Here is a 25,684-nt window from a genome sequence, read left to right on the forward strand (position 1 = left end):
TGATACATGCCTATCAAAACAAATATAAAAACACATTTTTTCTAAGCAATTACGTTTTTTCAGAAAAACTATTTTCAGCTTTTCACAAAAAAGGCCTCTTTTTGACAAAATGGCAACTTCATTTTTTCAAAAAAACGTAATCGTCTCTAATTTTCAATATTTTGATCTCCACCCCCCCCACTTTCGCGGTGACGAGCTTTAATACTTTTTGTTGCTTAAATTATACCATAGCCTCTTATGAAAGTAAAGAAGTACTTTACTCTGTAACACGAAGCAGGATTAAAGGTAAATACTATTATAACTAAAAGGACGACTTCATGCCGTCCCATAAGTATTTTATTTATTCTTGTAAAAATTTCTCTATAACAACCATTATCTCCTCAAGGCGCTTACTACCAATACCCTTGATCTTACTAAGCTCCGCTTCAAGAGCAGGAAGATCAATTGTTTTTCCCTGTTCTCCGAGCAGCTCATCCCCGTACTGGAGAATGAACTTTGTCAGCTCCTCTCGGTTCATTTTCTTGATTTTTCGGTAAGTGTCCCTGTCGATAATCTCTTTCTGTCCCATATTTAGCTCCTTTTCGTTTCTTATCCCCTATTATAGCATATCATCGATACAATGTAAATATGTAAAACAGATCCGCCTCGAAGGGCGGTTCGCATAGCTATAACAACGATTTTGAATGCTCCACGGTCTTCGAGATCACAAACCTAATCTACCAACTGAGAAGACAGAAACAGGCGGCATAAAGCCGCCTTCAAAGATACTTTTTTACATTGTAATGAATTCATTTGGGGATCTATGGTACTCTACAGCCTTTTCAAAGACCATATTGGACAGAGCTTTGACAGTGCCTGCTTCTCTTATAACATTCCAAAAATCATCAAAATCAAAAATGAGTCAGGCATAAGCCCGACTCATCATTTTATCTATTTACTTTTTTGCAAATGCTTCCAATGACAATATGTCATCATTTGCCGTTGAAGCATAAGCATAGTACGCAAGTACAATTGATGCATCAACAGCGTTTATCAAACCATCATGATCAACATCGGCTGCAAGCTTCTGCTCCTCACTATATCCTCCCTCTTTACTTGTAGAGATCAGAGCATAATATTTAAGAATCGAAGATGCATCAACTGCATTGATCAGATTATCATTATTAACATCACCAAGAATATAATCAGTTGTCGATGCGACTGTTGTTGTAGTAACTGAAGTAGTTATCACCTGTGTAGTAGTCGATGTATTAGTAGATGTTTTAAGAGCTGATGTAGTGGTTGTTGCAGACTTAGTTGTAGTAGTTGTAGTTTTTGATGTTGTGTTAGTTGTAGTAGTTGTCGAAGCTTTGCTCGTTGTGGTAGTAACTGTGGTGGTAGCAGTTGCAGTACTTGTTGTACTTGCTTTGCTGCTTGCTGTCATTGAAATATTGACATCTGTTCTAATAGGAGGAACATCGAGCCACTCGGATTCTGCATCTTCATATCCGTCCTTATGGCAGACTACCTTCCACTTTCCTTCTGGAACGTCCCATAAATAGTTTCCGTCGCTGTCGGTAGTAAGCGGATTCAGCTGATCGTAGTCTTCTGCATCCCATTTTATACTCTGCCCTGTTTCTGGATCGAGGTAATATAACGTAACGGTTACGTCCTTTAATGGTTCTCCGCTTGCGGCATCATAGACAGCACCGCTTGGATCCCATATCCATTTGAGACAACCTGGGGTAATATACTTAAAGAAACCTTCAAATCCCGGCGTCATTCCGTTCTCCATACAGTATTCAATATAGTCTCTAAGTTTATCAAGTCCCATACTTATGCCCCAGCTTAAAAGGAATCCTAATAATGGATTTGCTGCCATTAACATCGGCATACCAATTAAATTAAATAATCTAAGAGCAGCCAAATTAAAAGCGGCAAATTGGTAATCTTTATTTCCATTTGCTTTATCCCAAAGATTTTTAAATTCCACAAGTGTTAATCCGCCACCAAATATTTTAGAAGCAAAACCAGGTGCAGAGTCAAATAAATGATTCATGGCATCAAGTATTCCATGACTTACGATTCTATTCATTATTTTGACTATTTTTTTATCAGAATCTTTTCCTTCTATGAGTTCCAGAATTGTCGAACCGTCGAATAAACCTTTCTCGCCCTTTAAAAATACTTCAAACCAATCAAGGACACTTTTATCATTATTTGTAGTTGCATATTTATTATTATTTAATATATCTAAAGGTCTTGGTGCTTTTTTTACATCAGCTTTTTCTGGAATAACTATTTCTGAACTTAAAATGTAATACTTCACCTCTTTATTATCCTCAATTGTAGTATAAGCCTCTTTTCCTTCAGTAAGTTTGTCGAGATTATTTTCTATTTCTTCAATAGTATAATAGTTATTATCTATGTACGCTCCCGAAGCATTATCGTCTGCGTAATATAAGAAAGAATCACTGAAGTTACCGTCAGATAATGTTATATCTGCTATATAACAGCTGTTATCTTCGTTGCTTTTTAAAATTTCAACTTTGCTGTTTTTCTTGATTTCAATTGGAATATCAGCTTCCGATAATGCATTCTCTGCGTAGTATTTATCAGGATTATCTTTCTTTTCAAGAATGAATATATTCAGAGTACCGGGGACGTAGTGTGGATCATTTTCATCGAAATTTCCTTCAGTACTCCATAAGTCCTTTTCAGCATTATAAAACGCTTCTATGTATTTGATGTCATCGCCCTTCTGGCTTGTAACAAACAATCTGTCAATTTTATCTGTGTTTACGGTAGTTATATCAAAACCGAGATCAGATTGAAATATAACAACAGGTGATGTGCCTTTTGTAAATACATCAGTAATATCAAGTTCTTCAAATTTATTGCCATGAACACCGTATTTTAGAACAACCTTTTTTACAGACGGCCTGCCTGCGGAATATTCAACTTTTATCTCTTCACTCTTCAGACTTCCGCATTTTGCGTAAAGAGTATAAACCGAACCATCAGACGATTCGGGAAGAGAAATAGTTCCGTGATATTTTCCTGTGGACGTATTTGTTCTGAATATACCCACACTCTTGTTGTTCACGAATATCTCAACATCATGATCGCGCTGTGATACGCCGTACACTTCTGCTTCATAACTATTAACTACTGTCGGTGCGCCGATAGTGATATCGGGACAATCAACATATACAGTGCCTATAGGCTGATTCCATTTTGTCTTGTCAGACTCAAATAAAAGAGATGCGGATATTTTGTAATTGCCGATATCGGTAACACGTACTGAGAATTCCATCTCACCGCTTCTTGAATTTACAGGGATAACTCCATTCTGGATATCTTCAGTATTGATACTAAGGTCTTTACTGTGGATAGTATCAAACATGAGCGTTAATCCGTCAGGCACATCTATAAAAAGCTTCATGCTCTGTGCGTCGCTTATAACAGAAGGGAGCAGATCATATTTGAGCTTGTAGTTTATGATACCGTTTACACTTCCTCGCTCTGTATTGGCAATGAAGTATGTATTTTTAGGATCAAATACAGTTAAACGCTTATCGTTGAGACTTTCACAGCCCATGAATGTATCTGAACTGAATTTCAGAGATGAGTTCGAAGATTCTACCTTTTTGAGAGCTGTGCAGTTCTCGAAAGCGTGATTGCCGATTTCTGTAACAGTATCGGGAAGTATTACGGTCTTTAATTCCTTGGCATCTTTTGCGATATAATCGGGAACTTTTTTCATGCCTTTTTCAAAGCTGAGATATTCAACACCGCTTCCTGCGATAACTCCTGCATCAACTCTGTTTCCTCCAGCAATCCATGCTCCGCCGCTTATATAGTTAACGCCTGCTGGGATATCGAGGTATTTGATATTATTACAGCCGCTTATCATCTCCTGACCAAGAGTTGTAACACTGCTCGGTATTTCAAGCTCTGTAAGCAGGACGCAATTCTTGAAGCATTGCTTATCAAGGGTTTTAATTCCTTCAGGAAGCGATATTGATTTAAGAAGTGAACAGCCTTCAAATGCATTCTCTCCTATATAAGTAAGACTTGCAGGCAGCTCTATAGATTCAATGGCAGTTCCTTTAAATGCACTCGCACCGATAGAATAACCTTCCAATGTTTTTGAAGGTGCTTCGGGGATTATTACATTCTTTAGCTGTGTTGCACCTGCACAAATGAAATGAGGGATATTCTTTATGCCAGCTTCAAAAGTTACAGTCTCTACACCGCATCCCTCAAGGCAACCATTAACATTATGATTACTATCAACATTTTCAACACTTGCAGGGATAGTTAATTCCTTGAGCTTTTTACAGCCGTTGAACAGATCATGTCCGAGGTTTTTGACATTCTTGTTGAATGTAAAGCTTTCAAGAGCAGTACAGTCACTGAAACAACTGTTACCTATACTCTCAACATTTTCTGGAAGAGATATCGTTTTGATCCTTGGACAGTTTCTGAATGTGCTCTCACCGATACTTTCTACACTTTCGGGCAGAACGATATTTTCAAGCTCAGATGAATCGCGGCATATATAGCCAGGAATGTTTCTCGTTCCGTCTTCAAATATTACTTTTTTAACACTACTTCCGCAGAGGCAACCGTACCCAACTGCACCTGTATAAAATGTATCGACAGATGACGGGATAGTAAGTTCCTTGATCTTAGTACATTTTTCAATCATTTTTTCTCCGATAGCTGTTACATTCGGACCAAGTTTAAGTTCCGTCAATGATTCACAGCCGCTGAAACAGAATCCACTTATTGTTTTTAGTGACTCAGGAAGAATAATGTTTTTCAGTATAGAGCAGCCCTGAAAAGCATATTCACCAAGCTCAGTTACATTTTCAGGAAGCTCAATACTTGATAATGATGTGTCTGCAAAAGAGTATTTTCCAATAGTAAATCCGTTTTTTGTCGCTTTAATAGTAGGAAATTCAACTGTATCGAGAAGTTCAGCACCGTTACAGATATAATCAGGTATGGATTGTATTCCTGATTCAAATATCACTTTTTCTATGCTGCTTCCTTTAAGAGCTCCGCCCTTGTCACTTCCGCCATAGACAACAGTTTTAGGTATCGTGATCTCTTTCAGTTCAGAACAATCTTTAAATATGGAATTGCCAAGTTTCTTAACAGCTCCGAGATCAATGCTTATAATTTTAGAGTTGCCGCTGAAAGCTTCATCAGCTATTGAAGTTACTGTTTTTTGGTCAATAGTTGATGGTAATGTAAGCTCAGTCTCCAAACCTTTATAGCCGATGATCGTTATTTCATCATCGACTTCGCTGTACAGCCAGCTGTCCTCAGTTTCCTTAATTTCTTCTGCCTTGATTGGTTCCCATATTATATTACCTTCCATGGAAATCGGAGAAGAAGATTCAGCGTTTGCAGTCAGTATATGATCGTTCATCATTTTTGAAGGGAAATAAGCAAGTGATGATGAAACAGTCAATACTGCAGCAGACAAAATTGCAATTACTTTTTTTAGTTTCATAAATCAGCCTCCATTTTGAAAATCCTTTTCTTCAAATAATCATTAGGCGGAATTATACTGAATATACGAAGAAAAGAAGTTATACTATTACTTGCGTCGTATAACCCATTGCATATTATATCATAGGGAAAATATATGGTCAAGTATTTATATTGCATAAATTATAATACTTGAATATTATATGGATATCTATTTATTCTATGCTGTGATGGTCTCAGGCGGAAACCGAGGATACTCCACAGCCTGCTCAAAGGCCATATTAGTTAGTGCTTTCTCGACTATAGCACTAGGATTTCCGTTAGGTCGTATCCAGTCCAGAACATTATCCTTATCCAGTATAAGGGGCATACGGTCGTGGATATCTCTTACAGTGCCTGCTGCTTCTCGCGTAAGTATTGAAAACATCGGAACCTGCATACCACAATGTTCCTCATAACGGTAAAGCCCTGCAATATAAGTGATATCTGAACCTTCCGTCTGTATGGCAAACTTAATCTTCTTAGTATTGCGATGCTCTATCATGCTGCGGCTATCGTTATCAAATATAGGATAGCCCCATTCATAATACCATGATGCAGGGATAACACACCTTCTTCTGTACCAGGAGTCTCTCCACAAAGGCTTGCTGTCAGCAGTTTCTACGCGGCAGTTGACAAGAGGCTTAGGCGTAGATTTATGTGTAAATCCCCATGCCATAGGAAATATAGCCACATTCCCATACTTATTAGGCGCGAGAACAGGTGCAATATCTTCTGGGAATAAGTCTCCTGACATGATAAGGCTCTTACCGAGCTTAATGGACATATCATGGGCTAAAGCCATTTTTCTTACCTTTACGAGTACTTCAGCCATTTCCTTTGGCTCAATTCGTAAGGACATACACATGAAGAACACCTCCCAGCACAGCAGATAGAATATATGTTCTATTTTTATTATACCATATGAAGATACATTTGTCAAGATAAAAGAAGGACCGCCAGTAGGCGGTCCTCATTAATATATCATTGATTATGGTTATCTGTATTTTGTGTACGCATCTCACGATAAATAACACCTGCAAGAGCACTCATGATAGCATTATACTTGTTTTTATCCTTGAACAAGGATTCATAGCTTTCCTGAGATTCAGTATAGTTCTCCATAGCGGTTGCACTGAAGATCTGAGGGAAGATGCTTTCTGTGAAAATAACAGGATCTGTAGTCTTGGCAGAGCTGAGGAGCTTCGCATTCTTTTTGAGCTTCTGATGCAGTGCATCGATAATGACCTTATCTGCATCAGTGAACTGTCCCTTGTACTTCTCATTTATCTGTTCGAGTATCTCGTCAAGAGGTGTTTTCTTTTGTTTACCTCCTACGGCTTTCTGCTTGGCAGGAATATACTCTCCATCAAGGTTTTCGAGATGTATATTGCCCTCAAAAGTCTTTTGTAGCTTGTAGTATTCAAGCTTCAGCTTTCCTTCAAGGTCACAAGGATCAGCAGGTTCTGCCGGAAGCAGATGCAGCAGATATCTCAGGAAGAGATATTCCTTATGCATATCTTTATCGAACATCCTGACTACCTGCGTTATATAACCATACCACTTTATGAAGTTACGAACAAGGCGTCTGAACTGATACCTCTCCTCAGAGTTCTTGAGGTTATATCTATCCGCAACAGGCTTCAGTACGCTTGTCATCTTTCCCATTGATGTTGACTCCTGACCGCCGGATTTATTCCAAACCTCGATGAACGCTTCTATGTCTATATTGGTATAGATAGCGTAATTCAGCAGTTCACGCTCTGTCTGGTAGATTAGGTCAACGTTTACTTCCTGTTCAAGGAATGTCTCCTGATAGAATGGCTGGAATGCGTCGAGGATATCCTCTTTCTTATTGGCAAAGTCAAGTATGAACGTATCAATCTTGCCTGTGCAGGTACGGTTAAGACGTGAGAGCGTCTGTACTGCCTTTACACCTTTCAGCTTCTTATCTACTATCATTGTATGCAGCAGAGGTTCATCGAAGCCTGTCTGATACTTCTCTGCAACTATAAGCACGTTGAAGTTATCGTGGAACTCTGCCTTTGTCTGTGTTTCGGAGATATGGCTGCCGTCTTTGCGGACGTTGAGTGAGCTTTCAGTATACTCATTATCGCCATCCTTGACAGATCCTGAGAACGCTGTGAGCACGTCCATATCATCATAGCCATGCTCAGCTATGTAACGCTTTATCTCGTGGAAATAGCGTACAGCTGCAAGTCTCGAATCGGTAACTACCATCATCTTTCCCTTGCCGCCTATCTTATATCGTGTGGTCTCATGGAAAGTTTCAACGATGATAGCTGATTTCTGGCTGATGTTATACGGGTGCAGCGTCTGATACTTCTTGATGAGCTTCTTTGCACGGCTCTCGGGGAGCTCAGGATTCTCAGTTGTGTTCTTGGCAATCTTGAAGCAGGTACTGTAAGTCATGTAGTTGCTTAGAACGTCCAGTATGAAGCCTTCTTCAATAGCCTGACGCATACTATATATATGGAACGGATGGAAGGAGCCGTCGGGATACGGCTCACCGAACATTTCCAGTGTCTGAGCCTTCGGAGTTGCGGTAAATGCAAAGAAGGACAGGTTCTTGTGCTTGCCGTGAGAGATCATCTGCTCCACTATCTTATCGGTGCGGTCGATCTCGTCCTCGGCTTTGCCCTCTATCTCTGCATACTCACGGAGAGCTTCCTCTGTATCAGCGAGAGCGCTTTTCAGTTTGAGTGCGGAACTGCCTGTCTGTGAGGAGTGTGCCTCATCAACGATAACAGCAAAGTTCCTGCCTGCAACGCTGTCCACTTCCTGATATATCACAGGGAACTTCTGCAATGTAGTGACGATGATACGCACGCCATCGTTGATAGCGTCGCGGAGGTCTCTTGAATTCTTCTTCTCGTCGATAGTCTCAATTGCTCCCAGCTTATGGTCGAAGCCTGAGATAGTCTCCTGCAACTGTGCGTCGAGTACTCGTCTGTCGGTAACTATGATAACACTGGAGAAAACAGGCTTGTCCTCGTCATTGAAGAGAGCTGCAAGTCTGTACGCCGTCCATGCGATAGAGTTGGATTTGCCCGAACCTGCGCTGTGCTGTATCAGGTAATTATGACCTGCTCCGAACTGCCGCACATGCCCGATAAGGCTGCGAACAACGTCAAGCTGATGATAACGTGGGAACAGCAGCATTTTCTTATCCTTGCGGTAGCTCATGAACTTCTGCAATATATCCATCATGCTGTCTTTCTGGAAGACATTCTGCCACAGGTATGCGGTCGGGTAGCCGTTCGGATTGGGCGGATTGCCCTTGCCGCCGTCATTGCCTGCTCCGTTGCTGCCCTGATTAAAAGGCAGGAAAAACGTGTTCTTGCCTGCCAGCTTAGTAGTCATGCAGGCTTCGAGCTGGTCTACGCAGAAGTACGCAAGGATACGCTTATTGAACTGGAAACACAGCTCCCTCGGGTCACGGTCGAACATCCACTGCCGCTTTGCGTTCTCGATGTCCTGACCTGTGTACTGGTTCTTCAGTTCGAAGGCGAAAACAGGTATACCGTTCACGGCGATGACCATATCCACCGACTTTTTATTCTCGGCGGAGAAATACCACTGGCGGTTTATGGTTATCTCGTTGGCGGCATACTGCTTCACGGCGGTCTGATTCAGCGTGGATTCGGGCTTGAAGTAGCACACACGGAACGGAATGCCCTTGTGTTTGAAGCCGTTACGCAGAACGGCGAGCAGTCCGTCCATATCGACTGCCGACTGAAAAGCCTTTGCGAACTTTTCGGGAGTGCCGCTCTGGAGCTCAAAGCGCTGCCATGACTTAGGCTGAGTAGCCCTGACAAAGCGTATCAGCGTATCGAGGTAGAGGGCGTTTTCTGCGTCGTATGTGTCGGTATTCGTGGTATATCCGCCTGCGAGCATAGCGGCGTGTATATCGGATTCAAAGCGTTTTTCGTTGGTCTCGTCTACGCTCATGCTGTGGGCACCTCCTTTTTGCCAGTGACATATTCGTATATCATGGATTTTTTATAGGATTCCAGCTCGGTGAGGAACTGTTCTTTTTTCGATATAAGCCTGTCTATCTCGGCGCATTTTTTGTCGAGGTAGGCAGCGATTTCTATTTGTTCCTCAATACATGGGAGAGGGGTTGAAAAATTATTGAGAGTAGTTAATGAAAGATTTGCTATAGTAGTACCATTAAGACTTAAATCCATTATTATTTTTGCGGGAATACTTGCCAAATAATACCTTATGAATTTTCTTGAGTGTTCTTTTTTTAATGTTATATAGCCCGCACTTTTGCCTAACAATACTTTTTCGTTATTATAAAATGATGTTTTTCCAAATGTAGCACCATTTAAAGTAATCAATACAGTATTATCAGTTAAAACACTCGGCTTATATTTCAAATATTCTTCCTCATTTAATCTATCGGTATTTTCTTTGAAGATAAGCGTATCACTTCCAATATTATTTCCATTCAGGAAATAATATTCACCATTTTCATCATATTCTGGTGTTGAATGCAGACCGTCACCTATTCTAATCGAAATACGTTTAAGTTTAACAATTTCCCACTCCTCGGGAATCTCCCCAATCCACTCAATACCGCTGTCCTTCATAGCTCTGTCGCCCCTTACGCCCTTGGTAACAGCCTGCGTTATTACAGCCTGACGGAGCTTTTTGTATTCCTCGATAGAGGCTTTTGTTTTCTCGATGATGTTGTCGATATGGGCGCATTGGCGGTCGAGGTAAGAAGCTATGCTCTGTTGTGTTTCAACAGGAGGACAAAGCATTGGCATTTGTCTTAGTTGTGTTTTATTGAATTTAAGCTGTACAGCATGGCTACCAATTCTTTTTAGTTCTTCATTTACTATTGGACACAAAAACCAATAATATAGGAATTTGTTGCATGGTGTACCATTTAGCATAATTGCATTTGGAGCCAAAGAACTCCTTTCATATAATGGCTCATAATAGAAAACATTACCGACTGAACCAATATTGGATAATATTACTTCACCGCCGAAAAGATTGGAATTTGAAAGAAATTCATATGATTCCTTTGAAATGTAAACAGTATTATCTCGTGTTCCAGACAAATCTGCGGTTCTTACAAGCATAGCATAATCAGGTTCATCAAGGTATTGTACATTTTCTCTTAAATCAGCAAAACTTCCACTTGCGACAAAGTCTGTAATTATAGGGACAACTGAATTAATTTTCCTAACATCCCAACTCTCAGGAATCTCCCCAATCCATTCAATACCGCTGTCTTTCATCTGTCTCAATTTTTTCACCTCATTTCAGTGCCAGCATCAGCCATTAGCTTTCCCTTTGATCAGCAGTATACCGACTGTGCCAAAAAACAAAGAGATCGCAGAAAGACAGCCGATGAAAATCGGATTCTGCTCTGTGTCCTGTTTCAGTACGGCTTCATCCCGTTCCTCATTACATCTCAGCGATACGGTTTCCCCTTCCTTGTATTCGCCGTAGAGATGGTTGTGTTTGATCGTATGCAGGCTGCCGTTCAGCCCTTCATATTGTATGGTAACATTGCTGTGTGGTTCTTTATGATCGTGATCATACTCGTAATAAACATAACTGCTGATGACTGTTCCGTTCACGGCGACGGTATACTTTTTTGCGTATACTGCGTTCCGGATGACAGCCCAGATGAGGGCAAGCAGAACGAATACTGCGATCACTACAAGAAAAATGCCTGTATTGCGCAGTGACTTTTGTTTATCGTAATTCTTTGCCATATTCAGTTCCCCTTATCAAACAGCGCGGAAAGGCTCGACTGTATATCAGCCTCAATACCGCTCAGCCTTGCCATTATATCCTCCACCTTTTCAGGTGCCTGATACTCATAGAAATAGCGTGTCATGGGTATCTCATAGCCAACCTTGGTCTTCTTTTTGTCTATCCACGCATCGGGAGCGTAAGGCAGTACCTCACGGGCGAAATACTCGTCGATATCCTCCCTCAGCGGAACATTTTCCGTGTCACGCTTGGAAGCATCTGCAACAGGCTTTCCTTTTTTCAGCACAGGCTGTCCGTTCTCATCAAGCGTGGGACGCTCCACAACTATCTTGTTATAGCCGAATTCCTCGTTGTCGAATATCCTGCTGTGGCAGTAAACGCCGTTCTTGTCGCCGTATATCTCGTCCTGTCTGAACTCGCCGTAAGCCTTCACGATAAGATCACGGCAGAGGTCGGTAACGTCATAGCGCTTGAAGCCGATAGACTTCCTGCGCTGCTCTCCGCAGTGCGAAGCGTCGATGAGTTGAACCTTTCCTGCACGGTAGGCAGGCTTATTCTTGTTCAGCACCCAGATATATGTACTGATACCCGTATTCATGAACATATCCGTCGAGAGCTGGATTATAGCGTCCAGCCAGTCATTTTCAAGTATGTAACGGCGAATTTCGGAAGGTCCGCTGCCTGCGTCTCCTGAGAACAGTGGAGAGCCGTTTTGTACGATAGCCATTCTGCCGTTCTGTGCAAGCTTTGAAAGACCGTTCAGCACGAAAAGTTGCTGACCGTCGGATATTTTCGGAAGTCCCGGAGCGAAACGTCCCAGCTCGCCCTGCTTGGCTTCCGCTTCAACTGCCTTCTGCTCACGCTTCCAGTCGATACCGAAAGGCGGATTCGATATGATGTACTGGAACTGATAGCCGCTGAACTGGTCCTCGGACAGAGTGTCGCCGTAGCGCATATTGTTAGGATCGCCGCCTCTTATCATCATATCAGCCTTTGCGATAGCGAATGTGGACGGATTGAACTCCTGACCGAAGCAGGTAACGTCAATATCGGAGTTGAGGTCGTGGATACGCTCTTCCATACAGCTGAGCATCTGGCTTGTACCCATAGCCATATCGTATACGGTGACAGTACCGCCCTGAGACAGGTCAGCGTCCGAAAGGAGCAGGTCTGTCATGAGGTAGATAACGTCACGGCTGGTGAAGTGAGCTCCTGCCTCCTCGCCGAAGGACTCCGAGAAACGCTTAACAAGGTCCTCGAACATATAGCCGCAGTCAACTGCACTTATCTTGTCAGGGCCGAGATAGCCCTTCTGGGAGTTGAATTCTTTTATAACGAGATAAAGGGTATTGCTTTCCACCATACGGCGGATTATAGCATCAAAATCGAACTTTGCAAGCACGTCCTGTACATTGGCAGAAAATCCTGCGAGATAGTCGCGGAAGTTAGCCTCGATGTTGTCAGGATCGGCGCAGAGCAGATCAAATGTGTATTTGCTTGTATTATAAAATTGATAGCCGGAAGCCTTTGTGAGGAAGCCTTCAATAACTGCGAAGCCCTTCTTGCTTTCATACTCGGCTAATACCTTATCATGCGTAGGCAGCAGACAGTCGTGAAAACGCTTCACTACCGTCATAGGAAGTATAACAAGTCCGTACTCATGCGGCTTGAACGGTCCGCGCAGCATATCTGCCACGTTCCATATCATAGACGCCTTTTCAGCGATATTTGTACCGACTACTGTAAATCTTTCGTTTGCCATGTTCTATACCCCTTGTACCAGAATAAACAATATTTAGGTTAATTATACCACATAATTGTTAAATTTTCAAGAAAAAGAGTGAAAAGATGTCGGGGCGGATGCCCCGATTTTTGTTTATCCATTTGGTATATTATAATTGAAATATGACGATTTATAGCCTTTTTCTCTTGTCACATTATACAATTGCTACATCTCTAAATTGTATAAACATACGAAAAGCACAAATGTGTATATTGTTAACAAAATATATTTGATTTTATTCAAATATAATGATATTATTACTATATAAGATACAACAATTTCCCAATATCTATAGGTATATTTTTAGAATTATGAAGTGTAATTATAAAATCTACGAAAACAATTCCGGCGAAATGCCAGAACATAATACTCAGTTAGACGAGCAAATAATACTTGCTCAGGTAAAACAATCTTTAGAAGAGTCAAAGAAGATAGTTATTCGTCCTAAAATCAAAGTCTGGAAAGATGCATTATTGCTGTTAAGTATAATTTTAATAGTTTCAATGGCTATGATTGCTATACATTATTTAACTGATATTTCCGATTGGATATTTGCTTTAATTTTGTTATTGGCAGTAATTTTATTCTTTGCCATATTGGGTAAGAAACTATTGTTGACTATTATTACTCTTTATCAGAAATATGCACCCGAAATAGTACGTTCATCATGTTTATTCGAGCCATGCTGCTCTGAATATATGAAATTATCCGTCATGAAGTATGGAGCCTTAAAAGGCTTTATAAGAGGGATAAAACGCATATTACGCTGCCGTTATCCTAACGGAGGCATTGACGAACCATAAGGAGGTAGAATTTATGCAGTACAAAACAGTTCAAGTTGAACATTTTCAGGGACAAAGAAAAAAAGATTCACTTGTTATCGGACAAAAGTATGAGGAAATAATCAACAAAGAGGCTGCTGAAGGATGGAAACTTCTCGGTATACATTCATTGCCTATAACACGAAGAGCTGGCTGTGGTAAAATGTGTATGGGTGTTTTTTTTGAACACTTCAATATGGATGTACTCATCTTCTTCAAGGATTGAATATGAGTATTTTGTATCGGAGGTGACGACGATATGTTTATGACTAATTATGAGCTGATATACGGAGAATACAAAGTAACATCGAGCAATAGCTCCTCACCGGTACACAAAGATCAGCCGACACCGACAAAGGAAAAAGGCAAGGGAGCTGAGACGGCTGTCAAGGCTGCAAAAGCCGTAGTAGGAGCACACATTGCTGCTGCAAAGTTCGCAGGCGGAGCAGTATCAAAGCTGTCGAAAAAAGCTGTTGACTATGCCAAATCCGATGACGCCGCTGAAAAAGCTACATTAGCAAAGGAAAAAGCAGGAGCAGCCTTCGCTGGTCTGAAGAGAAAAGTTACCGGATTTACTGTTGAACATAAAGACGATGACAATAGCGACACTTCCGTGGATGATGTTATTGAGGACGAAAATAACGTCATGGAGGAAGCTTATTTTGAAACAGAAGCTGACAATAATGTCGAAGAAGCAGCTGAATCTGCAAGCTTTGATACGCTTTATGAAAAGGCGATGAATGCGGCTGCCAATGAAGAAGTTTATGATGAAGAGACTGGCTATGAAGCTGAAACGCCTGCTGCCGCTCCTTCTGTAAACACAGCTCCTTCTACGCCAACTGCTCCGCAGCCTTCTCCAACATTATTCAGCTATGAAGAGGAGAAGAAATCTCCTGCTATAATTGTCCTTGTCGGTGTGATAGCTGTTTTGCTTGTTGGAATGGGTATTCTTGGCGGTATGCTGCTTACTAAGAATAAGGATAATAAAAACTCTGATAAATCAAGCAATAATGAAGTTATAACAACTACTACAGAGGAGATAGCCTCGCAAGCAACTACTGCTTCGGCTCAGGAAACAACTTCTGAAATCTTAACTACAAATCAAAATACTACTACAAAAGCATCTGTAAAAATTTCTAAAGAAGAAATCGAAACTGCTAAAGATAAAGCAGTTAGTGATTTAAAGAATGATTTATCAGATGTTTATAGTAATAATTTTATGAATATTCCTCAACTTAACGTCACAACTGATTATGATATAAACGATGATGATATCCCAGAATTGATAGTATCTTATATGGGAATATCAGGTGATACGCAATATCATATTTTTTATTATGATAGCTCTATGTTTGTTAAACTTAAGGATTGCTGGGGCGGACTCGATATTTCTGAAGAAAGGCATCTTATATGCGAGAAGCATTATGGGGGCGGACAAGGATCTTATTACTATGAATTATCAAATGATTATAAATTCAACAAAATCGATGAGATAAGCACGTTTCCTGAACAAGGTGGTACTGGTTATTTTAGAAATGGGCAACGAATTGATACATCGGAGTATTATGCTGCAATTAATTACTATAATGATATGAATTGGATCAGCATTTCTTCTGATACATCAAATGTGTCTGATTCTGGATATATCGTAGAAAGCGAGAAAAACTCAAATGCTTTAAGTCTGTACTCTAATTATGCCAATATTGAAAATGCTCCGGCAGATATGACTTTCGTTGATCCTTCAGATATCAATGCTATTCCGCATGGTACTATAAATACGGAAACATCTGGTTTAAATCTTCGCAAAGGTCCTGGAACTACTTATGATATTATTCTTGAAATCCCTAAAGGTGAAATGGTTTATGTCTATGGAAGTACTTCTGCCTGGTGTTATGTTGGTTTTTCATCAGGTACGGGACGATTTAATCATACAGATTATGGATATGTAAGCAAAGAGTTCCTCGATATTAATTGAAGATAAGTATTAAAGACCGCTCGATAAAGAGCGGTCTTTTTTTGGATTATTCCATAACGAAATTATCTGATGATCCGACTTATCGTCGTTTGAAAGCTTACAAAATCAATTATTCCATTGCTATAGCTTTATGATATTACGCATACGGTGACAATTCTGTTACTGATTCTGACCGTATCCATATTCATATACAATACTAGTACTTCGGTCAAAATAATTTCTGAAGTACCAATAGGATATTTTGGTATAGGGGTGTTTGTGGCATAAGAAATGTATCTTTCCGGGGAAAATTCCCCGGATTTTTAATATGTTTATTTGTCGGTTTTTAGTTTCTAGATATAGGTTGTCCGATAAGTATATAAAGTTTGAAAATTGATGATTTATAGCCTTTTATTCATGTCATAATGTACAACTGCAGCATTGTCTGATTGTGTAATACTACAAAAAAACGCAATTAGTGCAATATTAATACATTATTCTTTATTTTGCCGAATTGAAATGTTATAATTATATTATAAGATATATTAAAAACTATATCTTTTGCAAAACAATTAACATTGTGCTGCCGGTATTCATAATAATCCCCCATTTAGCAAGAGATTTATTTCATCTACTATATTTGAAGAATGTTTTACTGTAAAATCAATGAAATGTGAAATACTGTCAGATTAGAATAATTTATTACAAAGGGGGGAGAAAAATGCCGTTTTGCATGAACTGTGGAAAAAAATTACCAGATGGAGCGAAATTCTGTTTTGAGTGTGGGACAAGATTTGGTAGTGTAAATCAACAACCAAGAATCCAGATTTTTGAAGGTGTCGTACATAAATGTCCAAACTGTGGAGAGGTTGTTAGTTCTTTTGAAGTTAACTGTTCATTATGTGGGTATGAATTCCGTGATACTCGTGTTTCTTCAGCTTTGGATTCATTTTCCAGTCAGCTTCAAAGCCTAGAAACTGAAAAAGAAAAGATTGATTTTATTAAATCTTTTCCGATTCCAAATAACAAGGAAGATATCCTTTCATTCATGAATTATGCAAAATCTAATTTTGACACAGAATACTATGCTTCACATTTAGATGTTGAAGATATATCTGATGCATGGCTTGCAATTATAGAAAGATGTTATCAACAGGCAAAATATACTCTTCGTGGAACTTCAGATTTACGTGATATCAAAAGTGATTATTTGTCCATTAAAGGAGCTATAAATCAGCAAAAAGCGAAAAATAGTGCTTTTTCATTCATACCTTATGTATTAATAATTTTTGGCTTGATTTTGATTATATCTGATATAAATATAGGTGTAATATTGTTTGGAGCAGGTATAATTATGCTTTTTACAATGAAAGGTAGCTCAAATCAAACTATTGATCCTAAGTTAAAAGGGTATTCTTCGTGGAATCAAGAGAAAAAGGTTGGATGGATAATCTTGAACATATTTTCATTGGGCATCCCTGCAATTGTATATTCCAATAAACAAAAGCAAGAAAAACTAGATTCGCTGAATTGTTATAGTGAAAAGACGGGGTTTGCCTCTTGGAGTGCTGGTGCACAAGTTATGTGGATTATATTAAATATATACACTTTAGGGATACCAGCATTAATCTATTCCAATAGACAAAAACAGAACTCCATTATTCGTTATGAAAGTAAAAGAAAAGGTTTTTCTTCCTGGAGTGCTGGTTTAAAGTTGATTTGGATTATATTAAATATATATACTTTAGGAATACCAGCATTAATTTATTACAGCAAGAAAAAATAATGAAAATTTAAATAACTTGGCGGAGGTGCAATATGAGCATACTTAGAAAAAATAACGCCCGCAAAGGTGGTTTTATGGACGAAATACGCTGTGACGAACCATCATATCTAATATGGAAATGGCATCCGTCTGGTGTAAAATTAGGTGAAAGTAACCGTGAGAACTCTATTAGGTGGGGATCTTCATTACGTGTGAAAGATGGCGAAGTCGCTGTTTTTGTTTACACACAAAGAAACGGAATAATTCAAGATTTTATTGAAGGACCGTTTGATCAAACAATACAAACAAAAAACCTTCCTGTGATTGCAAGTATAATTGGAATTGCATATGAAGGAGGAACTCCTTTTCAGGCTGAAGTTTACTTTATAAATCTAGCACGAATAATCCAGGTTAGATTTGCTATACCATTCTTTGATGTATATGATCCTCGTTTTTCAGACTTTGGAATCCCAGTTGCTGTTCGTGGAACCATAAGTTTTAAGATTACTGATTACAGAGAATTTATTAAACTTCACAAGCTCAATTCGTTTAGTTTAGATGATTTTCAAAAGCAAATTCGTGACGCTGTTTCACGTCATGTTAAGGATGCTGTTACCAATGCTCCAGCTACAAATAACATTCCTGTAGTCCAGCTTGAAAGTAAGACAGCTCAAATAAATGATATTATAGAAAGTAAAATCATAAATCACATAAATGAGACGTTTGGTGTGACAATATCAAGCATTGACATAGGAGCTATAGAAATTGATAAGACAAGCGATGGATATACAAATTTAATGGCTGTAACTCGTGATGTAACTTACATGACTGTCCAAGCACAGACTGCTGCTAATATCAAAAATATTCATGATATGCAAAGAATTAAAGCCGAAAACTATGCTGAAGTATTACGTATACAACGTGAAGAGGCTCAATATGCTCAACATAAGCAAACACAAATGTCAAACTTTGCTGCATTTCAAACCGAAACACAGGCTGATGTTGGTATTGCAGGAGCTCAAGCTCTTGGAAAAATGGGCGAAAGTGGTGCTGGAAATCTAAATATCGGCAATGGCGGAGCTGCAGGTTTCAATCCTGCTGCAATGATGGCTGGAATGGCTTTAGGAGGTGCTGTTGGTCAGAATATTGCTGGTACAATGAATAATATACTTTCAGGCAGTAATCAACATAATAGTTTAGGAATAGCCCCGCCACCCGTCCCAATTTCATCATATTATATTGTGATAAATGGACAATCTACAGGACCATTTGATATTCAGACTTTAACACAAATGGCAAGCTCAGGGCAACTCGCTCAGAAAAGTCTAGTTTGGAAGAACGGTATGGCTGAATGGGCTGAAGCAGGTGGCGTTGAAGAATTAAAACATATATTTTCACAAACTCCTCCTTCAATACCTAAGTAATACTTAATTACTTACCTATGAACATATTATGCTAAAATGGTTTAATATCACAAAACATCAGATAATCATAATTGAATAGTTAAAAGGCTCGCAAAATAGCGAGCCTTTTATGATAATATCAGTGAACAATTGGTCATAGAAGCAATCTCTCTTCTGATACTTGTAATCTCAGTACGCACAAACACTAACATCAGCGTTCCTCCCAGTCAAGGTGAGGAACGATCATATAAGGATCTCAGCTGTTAGTTTTTCTATTAAATGCCTTGATTAGTTGTTCATATGATTGTGTTATTATACGCCGTTATATACGGCCTTGTTTTCAAAGTAGAACCAACATCTTTGTCCGGTTACCTGCTCAACGTATTTGCAGTAAGCATACATATCATCATATCCTGTCTTTATCATCTGACCATTTATATAGCTGACAGAATTGATGATTAGATGTGTATGGAACTGACAGCAGTGTTCATCTTTCTTATGATTACAGGACAGAACTTGAAAACGAGGAGCAAAGTATTGCGCACACTGCTGTCCGTAATATGCTGCTGTTTCAATATCTTTCACTTGATTGTTGTATGCGACAACTATATGAACAAGAGGGTTACCGCTGACCTTCCCAAAATATTGCCTTGTATAAAGCATCTGGTTATAAGCCATTTCTGTATCATAAGGGTTAACTCCGTATCCGACGTTGTATAACGCTCTGTAATCTGTTACATATTCAAGAGCATTGTGTAGGTATTCAAGTCCACCGTATGTATTACGAATTATATCAATTTTCGCCACAGCTTAAACGCTCCTTCCTGCATATTTTGAACCTTATCTGGTGCATTCTCTTTTACGATATTACATATATCATTAACTGTATTCTGAAATTCAACAAGATCTGCAGGTGTGAACTTGTTGCCACCATTAGCAGCTACATTAACCATATAACTACCAAAAGACATGCCGGCTTTATTTGCATTGTCATTGATCTTCTTTTCCTCATCCTTTGACATGCGTACTGATTTAACCTTATCTTTACGCTCATTCTCGGTCTTTGTTGGTTTCTTTGGTTGATAGTTGTACATAATAAGTACCTTCCTTAAATATAGATTATGAGAGTATGAACTGCTTGTTTTCTATGGATTGCTGTATTTATCTAATTAGATTTTTAATATTAGTCTATAGATAAAAATGGTTATTTCCATAAATTAGCAAGCCGCTCACGCTCTCATTATAATGTAGTACATAAAATCATGTTTTTATTACTTTTTTCTCCTCCAAAGTAACAATATATGTATCAAAAAACAGTTTTTCTCCTATTTTTAGCCATTTTCATAAATATATTATTAACATGGTCATATTAAATGTGTGACAAATTTTTGAAAGGAGAAACAACCGATGTTCAACAACAAACGATATCTCAGTCGAGGAGTGAACGATACAATCCCTATCGAGCAGCAACTATTCCTATGGGCTTGTATTGACCAACTCCCAGAACCACGCGATTATCTGCAAATCTTCGATTTTGAACAGGTCGGATGTATGCAGTCTATCACGCACAGATCGGAACAGCCAGAATACTGCAAGGTATACCTGCTCCCGTCGGATAAACCTATCACGCAAAAAATATACGTCATCGATGATGATGACCACTCCACCATGCTCTTATCAAGTGAATATTAATATTAAAGCCAGCCCCTTCGGGGGCTGGTTCTTCTATTTTACGGAGGTTTTTACAATGGAAGAAAACAAGAATAACGCGCTGTATTGTTCCCACTGTGGAGCTATTATTGGCGAAGACGAAGATTTCGAGACTATAAACGGTCAAGTCATCTGCAGCGACTGCGTGGAGCGATATACTAGCACTTGTGACAGATGTGGCACTATAATCTGGACAGACGACGTGTATGGCGATGGGTTTACAGATCTATGTGCGTCATGTTACCACAATCACTATACTCGCTGTAGCTGCTGTGATGTGCTATTACACGAAGACGATGCCTATCACCTCGACGGATACGACTACTGCTCAGAATGCTATCACGATGAAGTTGACAAAAAACGCTCTATCCACGACTACAGCTACAAACCTGAGCCTATATTTTATGGAGGCGATTCAACCCGATATTTCGGCGTTGAGCTTGAAATTGACGGAGCTGGCAAGGATTGTGATAATGCTGATGAACTGTTGGCAATTGCAAACAAAGAACACGAACATATCTATGTGAAGGGCGACGGCTCACTTGATGATGGCTTGGAGATAGTCACTCATCCGATGACATTAAGTTACCATAAAGACTTTTGCTGGCAGGAGATTATGAGTAAGGCAATCAGCATGGGCTACCGCAGTCATCAAACCAGTACGTGCGGACTTCACGTTCATGTGAACCGTTCATGCCTAGGAGATACCCAAGATGAACAAGACTTGGTCATTGGACATATATTGCTATTTATCGAACAGCACTGGCCTGAATTGCTCAAGTTTTCACGACGCAGTGAGTATAGCATGGCACGATGGGCAAGCAGATATGGATATGAGAATTCAGCAAAAGCAATATTGGACAAAGCGAAGAAAGCCGGCAATGGTCGCTATGCAGCGCTAAACTTGATGAACTGGGCAACCATCGAATTTCGCCTATTTAGGGGGACGCTCAAGTATACTAGCCTAATGGCTGCCCTTGAACTCGTTGACTATATTTGCGTCATTGCCATGAATTACAGCGAGGAGGAAATATCCAATATGAGCTGGAGCGAGTTTGTCAGCTCTATAGAAGCTCCCGAGCTTATTACATATCTCAAAGAACGTAGATTATATGTAAATGATGAAACAAATACTGAGGAGGAAATGTAAAAATGAAAAAACAGGAAATTTTAGAAAAAATCCAGAAATTCCCTATATCAAACTTCAAATATTCAGATGCCCAAGTTATACTAAGGCTTGTTACTATCCTTGCTGCCTGCCATCTGAGCGGAAAAATTAACCGTGTTCTTAAACGAATACAGAAAATGGAACATCCCGAAGAGTTCATCAACATTCTTAAGTGAGGAGGTAAAATAAATGTGTAGCCTATTCGGATTTCTTGATTATCAGGGCATTATTCCCCATAAAGTTCTCCGCAAACTTACACAATCTCTTGCTGTAGCTGCGGAGGAGCGTGGGACTGACGCCACGGGAATATCCTACGTTAATGATGGGAAAATAGTAATATTCAAACGTCCAAAAGCCGCACACAAGCTTCATCTTAGTCTCCCCGAGGGCACAAGAACGGTCATGGGACACACTCGCATGACTACACAGGGCAGCGAGAAAAATAACGCAAATAACCACCCGTTTCTCGGGGCAACAGGCGATATTTCGTGGAGTTTAGCTCACAACGGTATCCTTTATAATGACAGAGAGCTTAGGAAGGTGAAGCAGCTTCCTGTAACTGAAGTCGAGACTGATTCGTACATCGCCGTTCAACTCATAGAATCTCAACACAAACTAGACTTTGATTCTCTGCGATATATGGCGGAATCCGTGCACGGCAGCTTTGCTTTCAGTTTACTTGATGAGAACAATTCCCTATATTTCGTGAAGGGCAGCAATCCTTTATGCCTTCTGCATTTTAAATCTCTTGGCTTGTATGTGTATGCCAGTACAGAATCAATAATGAAGGCGGCATTACGCCGCCTCGGTCTTAACAAATTTGCTGCTGAAAAGATTGATGTTAACGAGGGAGATATCTTAATGATTGACAGTTACGGTGATATTACTCGTTCGCAGTTTCAGCCTGCTCCGAGCTATAGCCACTATTCGCGTTGCAAGTGGTGGTACGGAGATTATGAGGATTACTATAGCACCTATGAGGAAACTCTCATCGAGATGGCACACCTTTTCGGAGCTGATGAAAATGATGTCATAATGCTGCTGGATTATGGTTACAGTGCGGACGAGGTGTCAGAGCTGATGATGGACACAGGCTTGTTTCAGGAGACCGTTCGCGAGGTAAAGCTTATTGAAGGCGAAGGAGTATATGACAGTTATTGTTATGGCGGCGTGTGCTAAAACGTATAGGTTTTGATACACTCAAAAACCAGCTGAAAATCAGTTCCCAAAGGAGGTATTCTGACTTTTGAGACATCCCGAATATCATCACCACCTTTGGGAACAGTAAGGAGATGAACTATGGGCAGAATAGGATATATCCGTGTGTCTACGGAACATCAAGAGACTGCCAGACAGGAAGCGTTGATGGAGCAGTATCAGGTAGAGCGTGTCTTCGCTGAGAAAATTTCCGGCAGGAACGCTGACCGTCCCGAGCTGAAAGCCATGCTTGAATATGTTCGTGAAGGTGATACCCTGTACATTGAGAGCATCAGCAGACTTGGAAGATCAACCAGAGACCTGCTCAATATTATAGACGTGCTTCAGAAGAAAGGCGTGACACTCGTCAGCAGCAAGGAGAACATCGATACCAACACTCCGCAGGGACGATTCGTTTTGTCGATATTCGCAGCACTATCCGAGCTTGAACGTGAACAGACCTTAGAGCGTCAGCGTGAGGGTATAGCCATAGCCAAGTCTCAAGGGAAATACAAAGGAAGACAACCTTTGCCTATCGACTGGGAAAAGTTCGGTCAACTGTACGAGCAGTGGAAGTCTGGTACTATTACTGCTGTATGGTTTCAGAAAGAAATGGGACTGCGTGCCAACACTTTTTACCGCAGGCTCAAAGAATACGAAAGAAAGTATACATAAATGAGACGGAGCCGGGTAACCGGCTCCAATCATATTTCACTAGGGTGTTGTTTTTATTAGCAATATTTCAAAAGCCTGAAAACAACCTATATGACACAGTTTTCGGATATGTCAATAGACTAAGGGCTATTGAAATATTATAATGAGCCTTTGTATGGTGGCGTTTTTTATTGACAAGAGTTTAGACATCTGATATTATAATAATATAGACATGTTTCCAAATACGCTGCACGTTGAGTGCATTGTACTATTGTCCAAACTACAAAGTCAACAACATATTGAAGTTGAACTGAAAACCGATGAACTTGATCTTACGTCAGCTGAAAGTAAAGCAACCTACGATGAAATTAAAGCTTATATTTATAAGAATTCAGGTTTAAAAGTTTCTTCACTTAATATTGCCCAAGTTAAGCAAAAATATGGGTTTGAACTACGTGAGAACTATTATATCTCAAAAAAAGAAAAGCCTCGTCAACCCAAATGTCCAAAAGAAAAAGAAGAAGCTATTTTGGCCACTCTTAAGCACTTCCAAATGATATAACATTCATTATCTCACACTTCAAACCAAGTCACATAATAAATCATTCATAAAGCTAACTATTTCACATTTACAGAATAAATGCCATTAGTTCAATATACGTTAAGTTAAAAGCTCCGCATAAAGCGGAGCTTTTATTATTGGCTTACTTTAGCCCAAGAAGGATTTTCTGTATTGCCTGAGCATCTCCAACAGTCAAACCGTCGCCGTCCATATCTCCGTTGAGTTTACCCTGTTCAGTAAGATGTCTATCGGCTGTACCACCTAAGCCATATTTATTCGGATTTGCAAGAGCCTGCATGATAAGTACGGCATCTGCCATATCAAGCTGACCGTCACAATTTACATCACCGGCCATAGTGACTTTGAGCTGTGGAGTCTCGGTGGTAGTTGTTGTATCAGCTGGTTTTGAAGATGTGGTAGTAGTTGTGGTCGTTGTAGTAGTTGTTGTGGTCGTTGTAGTAGTTGTTGTTGTTGTTACAGCAGGCTTTGAAGACTTAAGATACTCGTCAACAACATCAGCCCAGTATTTGCCCATTTTCTCATAACCTGCAGCATTGGGGTGAACACCATCGCCAAGGTCGGCAGTACCATTGAGACAACTATGGATATCGGCAAATGTTACGCGCTTTCCATTGCTGTTATACTCGTTTGCTACCTTCTTAACAGCAGCGTTGTAGTCAGCGATCTGAGCGGATCTGTCTCCACCGCCGAACATTCCGCCGCCGAGTTCCGGGATAGTTGAAACAAAGAGCATAGCGTCAGAAGGCATCTCTGCGAGGAAATAATCGATGAGGTCGCGGAGATCCTGCTCACAAGCACTTGTAGCACGATTACCGTTCATATCATTTGTACCGATGATAAGTAGAACGATATCGGGATTGGCCTGCTTTATAGCATTTTTCTGCTTAAGTACATCGTATAAGCTTCCGAAGCCTGAATTCTGCTTGATCGTGTATCCGCTGTAGCCTGCGTGATTGTCATCATATGTAACACTCTTGCCGTTATAATTGAAGGTTGCAGCGTTTTTGCCCTCCGGGCCGACAAAATCAATATTGTTGTAGCCTTTTTCCTTGAGGAAGTAATCAAGGTACTTTCTGTATCCGCCGGTATCACCCATACCAAAGGTTATGGAATCACCTGCCGGCATGATCCTTATCATATTTTCATTCTGAGAAGAGTTATTGCCGTCATTGTCGTTGGGAACCTGCTGACCGCTGTCGGTATTGCCTATGTCACCGAAGTTGCCCCAGTTCATACCGCCCTGACCGCCAAACTGGCTCATATCGAAGCCGCCTTGTCCGCCCTGGCCACCGAACTGGCTCATGTCAAAACCGCCTTGTCCGCCCTGGCCACCGAACTGGCTCATGTCAAAGCCGCCTTG

The 25,684-nt window shown here is 40.1% G+C and carries 22 protein-coding genes; 12 read left to right on the top strand and 10 right to left on the bottom strand.

Annotated features, from left to right (window positions below; translation table 11 throughout):
• Positions 1–340: 340 nt before the first annotated feature.
• On the bottom strand, positions 341–568 hold the full coding sequence (locus tag BLW60_RS05290) for a hypothetical protein (protein ID WP_074714978.1): 228 nt from the start codon (positions 566–568) through the stop codon (positions 341–343).
• A gap of 115 nt (positions 569–683) precedes the next feature.
• Here BLW60_RS05290 and BLW60_RS16980 point away from each other — a divergent pair, with 115 nt between their 5' ends.
• Positions 684–911 (top strand): hypothetical protein, encoded by a 228-nt coding sequence (locus BLW60_RS16980; RefSeq protein ID WP_207645912.1) that lies wholly within the window; start codon positions 684–686, stop codon positions 909–911.
• A 23-nt stretch (positions 912–934) separates the two neighbouring features.
• Here BLW60_RS16980 and BLW60_RS05295 read toward each other — a convergent pair whose 3' ends face one another.
• The 6 genes from BLW60_RS05295 to BLW60_RS05320 all read right to left on the bottom strand — a co-directional run bounded on the left by BLW60_RS05295 (position 935) and on the right by BLW60_RS05320 (position 13,048).
• Entirely contained in the window at positions 935–5,506 is a 4,572-nt protein-coding gene (locus tag BLW60_RS05295) for a leucine-rich repeat protein (protein WP_074714981.1), read from the bottom strand.
• 198 nt (positions 5,507–5,704) lie between these two features.
• On the bottom strand, positions 5,705–6,385 hold the full coding sequence (locus BLW60_RS05300; RefSeq protein WP_242872832.1) for an SOS response-associated peptidase: 681 nt from the start codon (positions 6,383–6,385) through the stop codon (positions 5,705–5,707).
• A 122-nt stretch (positions 6,386–6,507) separates the two neighbouring features.
• Entirely contained in the window at positions 6,508–9,495 is a 2,988-nt protein-coding gene (locus BLW60_RS05305; RefSeq protein ID WP_074714987.1) for a type I restriction endonuclease subunit R, read from the bottom strand.
• On the bottom strand, positions 9,492–10,802 hold the full coding sequence (locus BLW60_RS05310; protein ID WP_242872841.1) for a restriction endonuclease subunit S: 1,311 nt from the start codon (positions 10,800–10,802) through the stop codon (positions 9,492–9,494). The genes BLW60_RS05305 and BLW60_RS05310 overlap by 4 nt, the downstream gene beginning before the upstream one ends.
• A 36-nt stretch (positions 10,803–10,838) precedes the next feature.
• Positions 10,839–11,285, bottom strand: coding sequence for a hypothetical protein (locus BLW60_RS05315; protein ID WP_074714992.1), 447 nt, complete (start codon positions 11,283–11,285; stop codon positions 10,839–10,841).
• Positions 11,286–11,287: 2 nt separating this feature from the next.
• Positions 11,288–13,048, bottom strand: coding sequence for a type I restriction-modification system subunit M (locus BLW60_RS05320; protein ID WP_074714995.1), 1,761 nt, complete (start codon positions 13,046–13,048; stop codon positions 11,288–11,290).
• A gap of 374 nt (positions 13,049–13,422) precedes the next feature.
• Here BLW60_RS05320 and yidD point away from each other — a divergent pair, with 374 nt between their 5' ends.
• The 5 genes from yidD to BLW60_RS05345 all read left to right on the top strand — a co-directional run bounded on the left by yidD (position 13,423) and on the right by BLW60_RS05345 (position 19,033).
• Positions 13,423–13,872, top strand: a complete 450-nt coding sequence (gene yidD, locus BLW60_RS05325; RefSeq protein WP_242872833.1) for a membrane protein insertion efficiency factor YidD — start codon at positions 13,423–13,425, stop codon at positions 13,870–13,872.
• Positions 13,873–13,885: 13 nt separating this feature from the next.
• Entirely contained in the window at positions 13,886–14,116 is a 231-nt protein-coding gene (locus tag BLW60_RS05330) for a DUF4177 domain-containing protein (protein ID WP_074714997.1), read from the top strand.
• A 33-nt stretch (positions 14,117–14,149) separates the two neighbouring features.
• On the top strand, positions 14,150–15,865 hold the full coding sequence (locus BLW60_RS05335) for an SH3 domain-containing protein (protein WP_074715000.1): 1,716 nt from the start codon (positions 14,150–14,152) through the stop codon (positions 15,863–15,865).
• Between the two features lie 700 nt (positions 15,866–16,565).
• Positions 16,566–17,630 carry a zinc ribbon domain-containing protein gene (locus BLW60_RS05340; RefSeq protein ID WP_074715003.1) on the top strand — a complete coding sequence of 355 codons (1,065 nt, stop codon included), beginning with the start codon at positions 16,566–16,568 and terminating at the stop codon, positions 17,628–17,630.
• 32 nt (positions 17,631–17,662) lie between these two features.
• On the top strand, positions 17,663–19,033 hold the full coding sequence (locus tag BLW60_RS05345) for an SPFH domain-containing protein (RefSeq protein WP_074715005.1): 1,371 nt from the start codon (positions 17,663–17,665) through the stop codon (positions 19,031–19,033).
• A gap of 291 nt (positions 19,034–19,324) precedes the next feature.
• Here the strand turns inward: BLW60_RS05345 and BLW60_RS05350 are convergent, their stop codons facing one another.
• Both BLW60_RS05350 and BLW60_RS05355 read right to left on the bottom strand, forming a co-directional pair.
• Complete coding sequence (locus BLW60_RS05350; RefSeq protein WP_074715008.1) at positions 19,325–19,819, bottom strand: relaxase/mobilization nuclease domain-containing protein; 495 nt, start codon at positions 19,817–19,819, stop codon at positions 19,325–19,327.
• Complete coding sequence (locus tag BLW60_RS05355; protein WP_074715010.1) at positions 19,801–20,106, bottom strand: plasmid mobilization protein; 306 nt, start codon at positions 20,104–20,106, stop codon at positions 19,801–19,803. Before BLW60_RS05355 ends, BLW60_RS05350 begins: the two co-directional genes overlap by 19 nt.
• Positions 20,107–20,419: 313 nt before the next feature.
• On the opposite strand from BLW60_RS05355, the gene BLW60_RS05360 reads away from it, so the two are divergent.
• The 6 genes from BLW60_RS05360 to BLW60_RS05385 all read left to right on the top strand — a co-directional run bounded on the left by BLW60_RS05360 (position 20,420) and on the right by BLW60_RS05385 (position 24,303).
• Positions 20,420–20,704, top strand: a complete 285-nt coding sequence (locus BLW60_RS05360) for a DUF960 domain-containing protein (RefSeq protein ID WP_074715013.1) — start codon at positions 20,420–20,422, stop codon at positions 20,702–20,704.
• Positions 20,705–20,759: 55 nt separating this feature from the next.
• Positions 20,760–21,872: an amidoligase family protein gene (locus BLW60_RS05365; RefSeq protein ID WP_074715016.1), complete on the top strand. Its 1,113-nt coding sequence runs from the start codon at positions 20,760–20,762 to the stop codon at positions 21,870–21,872.
• Positions 21,873–21,874: 2 nt separating this feature from the next.
• Positions 21,875–22,066, top strand: coding sequence for a hypothetical protein (locus BLW60_RS05370; RefSeq protein WP_074715018.1), 192 nt, complete (start codon positions 21,875–21,877; stop codon positions 22,064–22,066).
• Between the two features lie 13 nt (positions 22,067–22,079).
• Positions 22,080–23,069, top strand: a complete 990-nt coding sequence (locus BLW60_RS05375; RefSeq protein ID WP_074715021.1) for a class II glutamine amidotransferase — start codon at positions 22,080–22,082, stop codon at positions 23,067–23,069.
• A gap of 120 nt (positions 23,070–23,189) precedes the next feature.
• On the top strand, positions 23,190–23,762 hold the full coding sequence (locus tag BLW60_RS05380; RefSeq protein ID WP_074715024.1) for a recombinase family protein: 573 nt from the start codon (positions 23,190–23,192) through the stop codon (positions 23,760–23,762).
• Between the two features lie 250 nt (positions 23,763–24,012).
• A complete protein-coding gene (locus BLW60_RS05385) occupies positions 24,013–24,303 on the top strand; it encodes a 23S rRNA methyltransferase (protein ID WP_139283371.1) in 291 nt (96 codons plus the stop codon).
• Positions 24,304–24,445: 142 nt separating this feature from the next.
• Here BLW60_RS05385 and BLW60_RS05390 read toward each other — a convergent pair.
• On the bottom strand, positions 24,446–25,684 hold a 1,239-nt coding region (locus BLW60_RS05390), incomplete at its 5' end, for a GDSL-type esterase/lipase family protein (protein WP_242872834.1).

Origin of the sequence: Ruminococcus flavefaciens (assembly GCF_900108555.1) — a bacterium.
Classification (GTDB): domain Bacteria; phylum Bacillota; class Clostridia; order Oscillospirales; family Ruminococcaceae; genus Ruminococcus; species Ruminococcus flavefaciens_P.

What these genes read in the sequence shown, in the direction of transcription:
- BLW60_RS05340 (WP_074715003.1), top strand. Translation starts at nt 16,566, where the DNA reads ATGCCGTTTTGCATGAACTGTGGAAAAAAATTACCAGATGGAGCGAAA.
- BLW60_RS05360 (WP_074715013.1), top strand. Translation starts at nt 20,420, where the DNA reads ATGTTCAACAACAAACGATATCTCAGTCGAGGAGTGAACGATACAATC.
- BLW60_RS05330 (WP_074714997.1), top strand. Translation starts at nt 13,886, where the DNA reads ATGCAGTACAAAACAGTTCAAGTTGAACATTTTCAGGGACAAAGAAAA.
- BLW60_RS05295 (WP_074714981.1), bottom strand. Translation starts at nt 5,506, where the DNA reads ATGAAACTAAAAAAAGTAATTGCAATTTTGTCTGCTGCAGTATTGACT.
- BLW60_RS05290 (WP_074714978.1), bottom strand. Translation starts at nt 568, where the DNA reads ATGGGACAGAAAGAGATTATCGACAGGGACACTTACCGAAAAATCAAG.
- yidD (WP_242872833.1), top strand. Translation starts at nt 13,423, where the DNA reads ATGCCAGAACATAATACTCAGTTAGACGAGCAAATAATACTTGCTCAG.
- BLW60_RS05355 (WP_074715010.1), bottom strand. Translation starts at nt 20,106, where the DNA reads ATGTACAACTATCAACCAAAGAAACCAACAAAGACCGAGAATGAGCGT.
- BLW60_RS05365 (WP_074715016.1), top strand. Translation starts at nt 20,760, where the DNA reads ATGGAAGAAAACAAGAATAACGCGCTGTATTGTTCCCACTGTGGAGCT.
- BLW60_RS05345 (WP_074715005.1), top strand. Translation starts at nt 17,663, where the DNA reads ATGAGCATACTTAGAAAAAATAACGCCCGCAAAGGTGGTTTTATGGAC.
- BLW60_RS05370 (WP_074715018.1), top strand. Translation starts at nt 21,875, where the DNA reads ATGAAAAAACAGGAAATTTTAGAAAAAATCCAGAAATTCCCTATATCA.
- BLW60_RS05300 (WP_242872832.1), bottom strand. Translation starts at nt 6,385, where the DNA reads ATGTCCTTACGAATTGAGCCAAAGGAAATGGCTGAAGTACTCGTAAAG.
- BLW60_RS05315 (WP_074714992.1), bottom strand. Translation starts at nt 11,285, where the DNA reads ATGGCAAAGAATTACGATAAACAAAAGTCACTGCGCAATACAGGCATT.
- BLW60_RS05310 (WP_242872841.1), bottom strand. Translation starts at nt 10,802, where the DNA reads ATGAAAGACAGCGGTATTGAATGGATTGGGGAGATTCCTGAGAGTTGG.
- BLW60_RS05375 (WP_074715021.1), top strand. Translation starts at nt 22,080, where the DNA reads ATGTGTAGCCTATTCGGATTTCTTGATTATCAGGGCATTATTCCCCAT.
- BLW60_RS05320 (WP_074714995.1), bottom strand. Translation starts at nt 13,048, where the DNA reads ATGGCAAACGAAAGATTTACAGTAGTCGGTACAAATATCGCTGAAAAG.
- BLW60_RS05335 (WP_074715000.1), top strand. Translation starts at nt 14,150, where the DNA reads ATGTTTATGACTAATTATGAGCTGATATACGGAGAATACAAAGTAACA.
- BLW60_RS16980 (WP_207645912.1), top strand. Translation starts at nt 684, where the DNA reads ATGCTCCACGGTCTTCGAGATCACAAACCTAATCTACCAACTGAGAAG.
- BLW60_RS05305 (WP_074714987.1), bottom strand. Translation starts at nt 9,495, where the DNA reads ATGAGCGTAGACGAGACCAACGAAAAACGCTTTGAATCCGATATACAC.
- BLW60_RS05380 (WP_074715024.1), top strand. Translation starts at nt 23,190, where the DNA reads ATGGGCAGAATAGGATATATCCGTGTGTCTACGGAACATCAAGAGACT.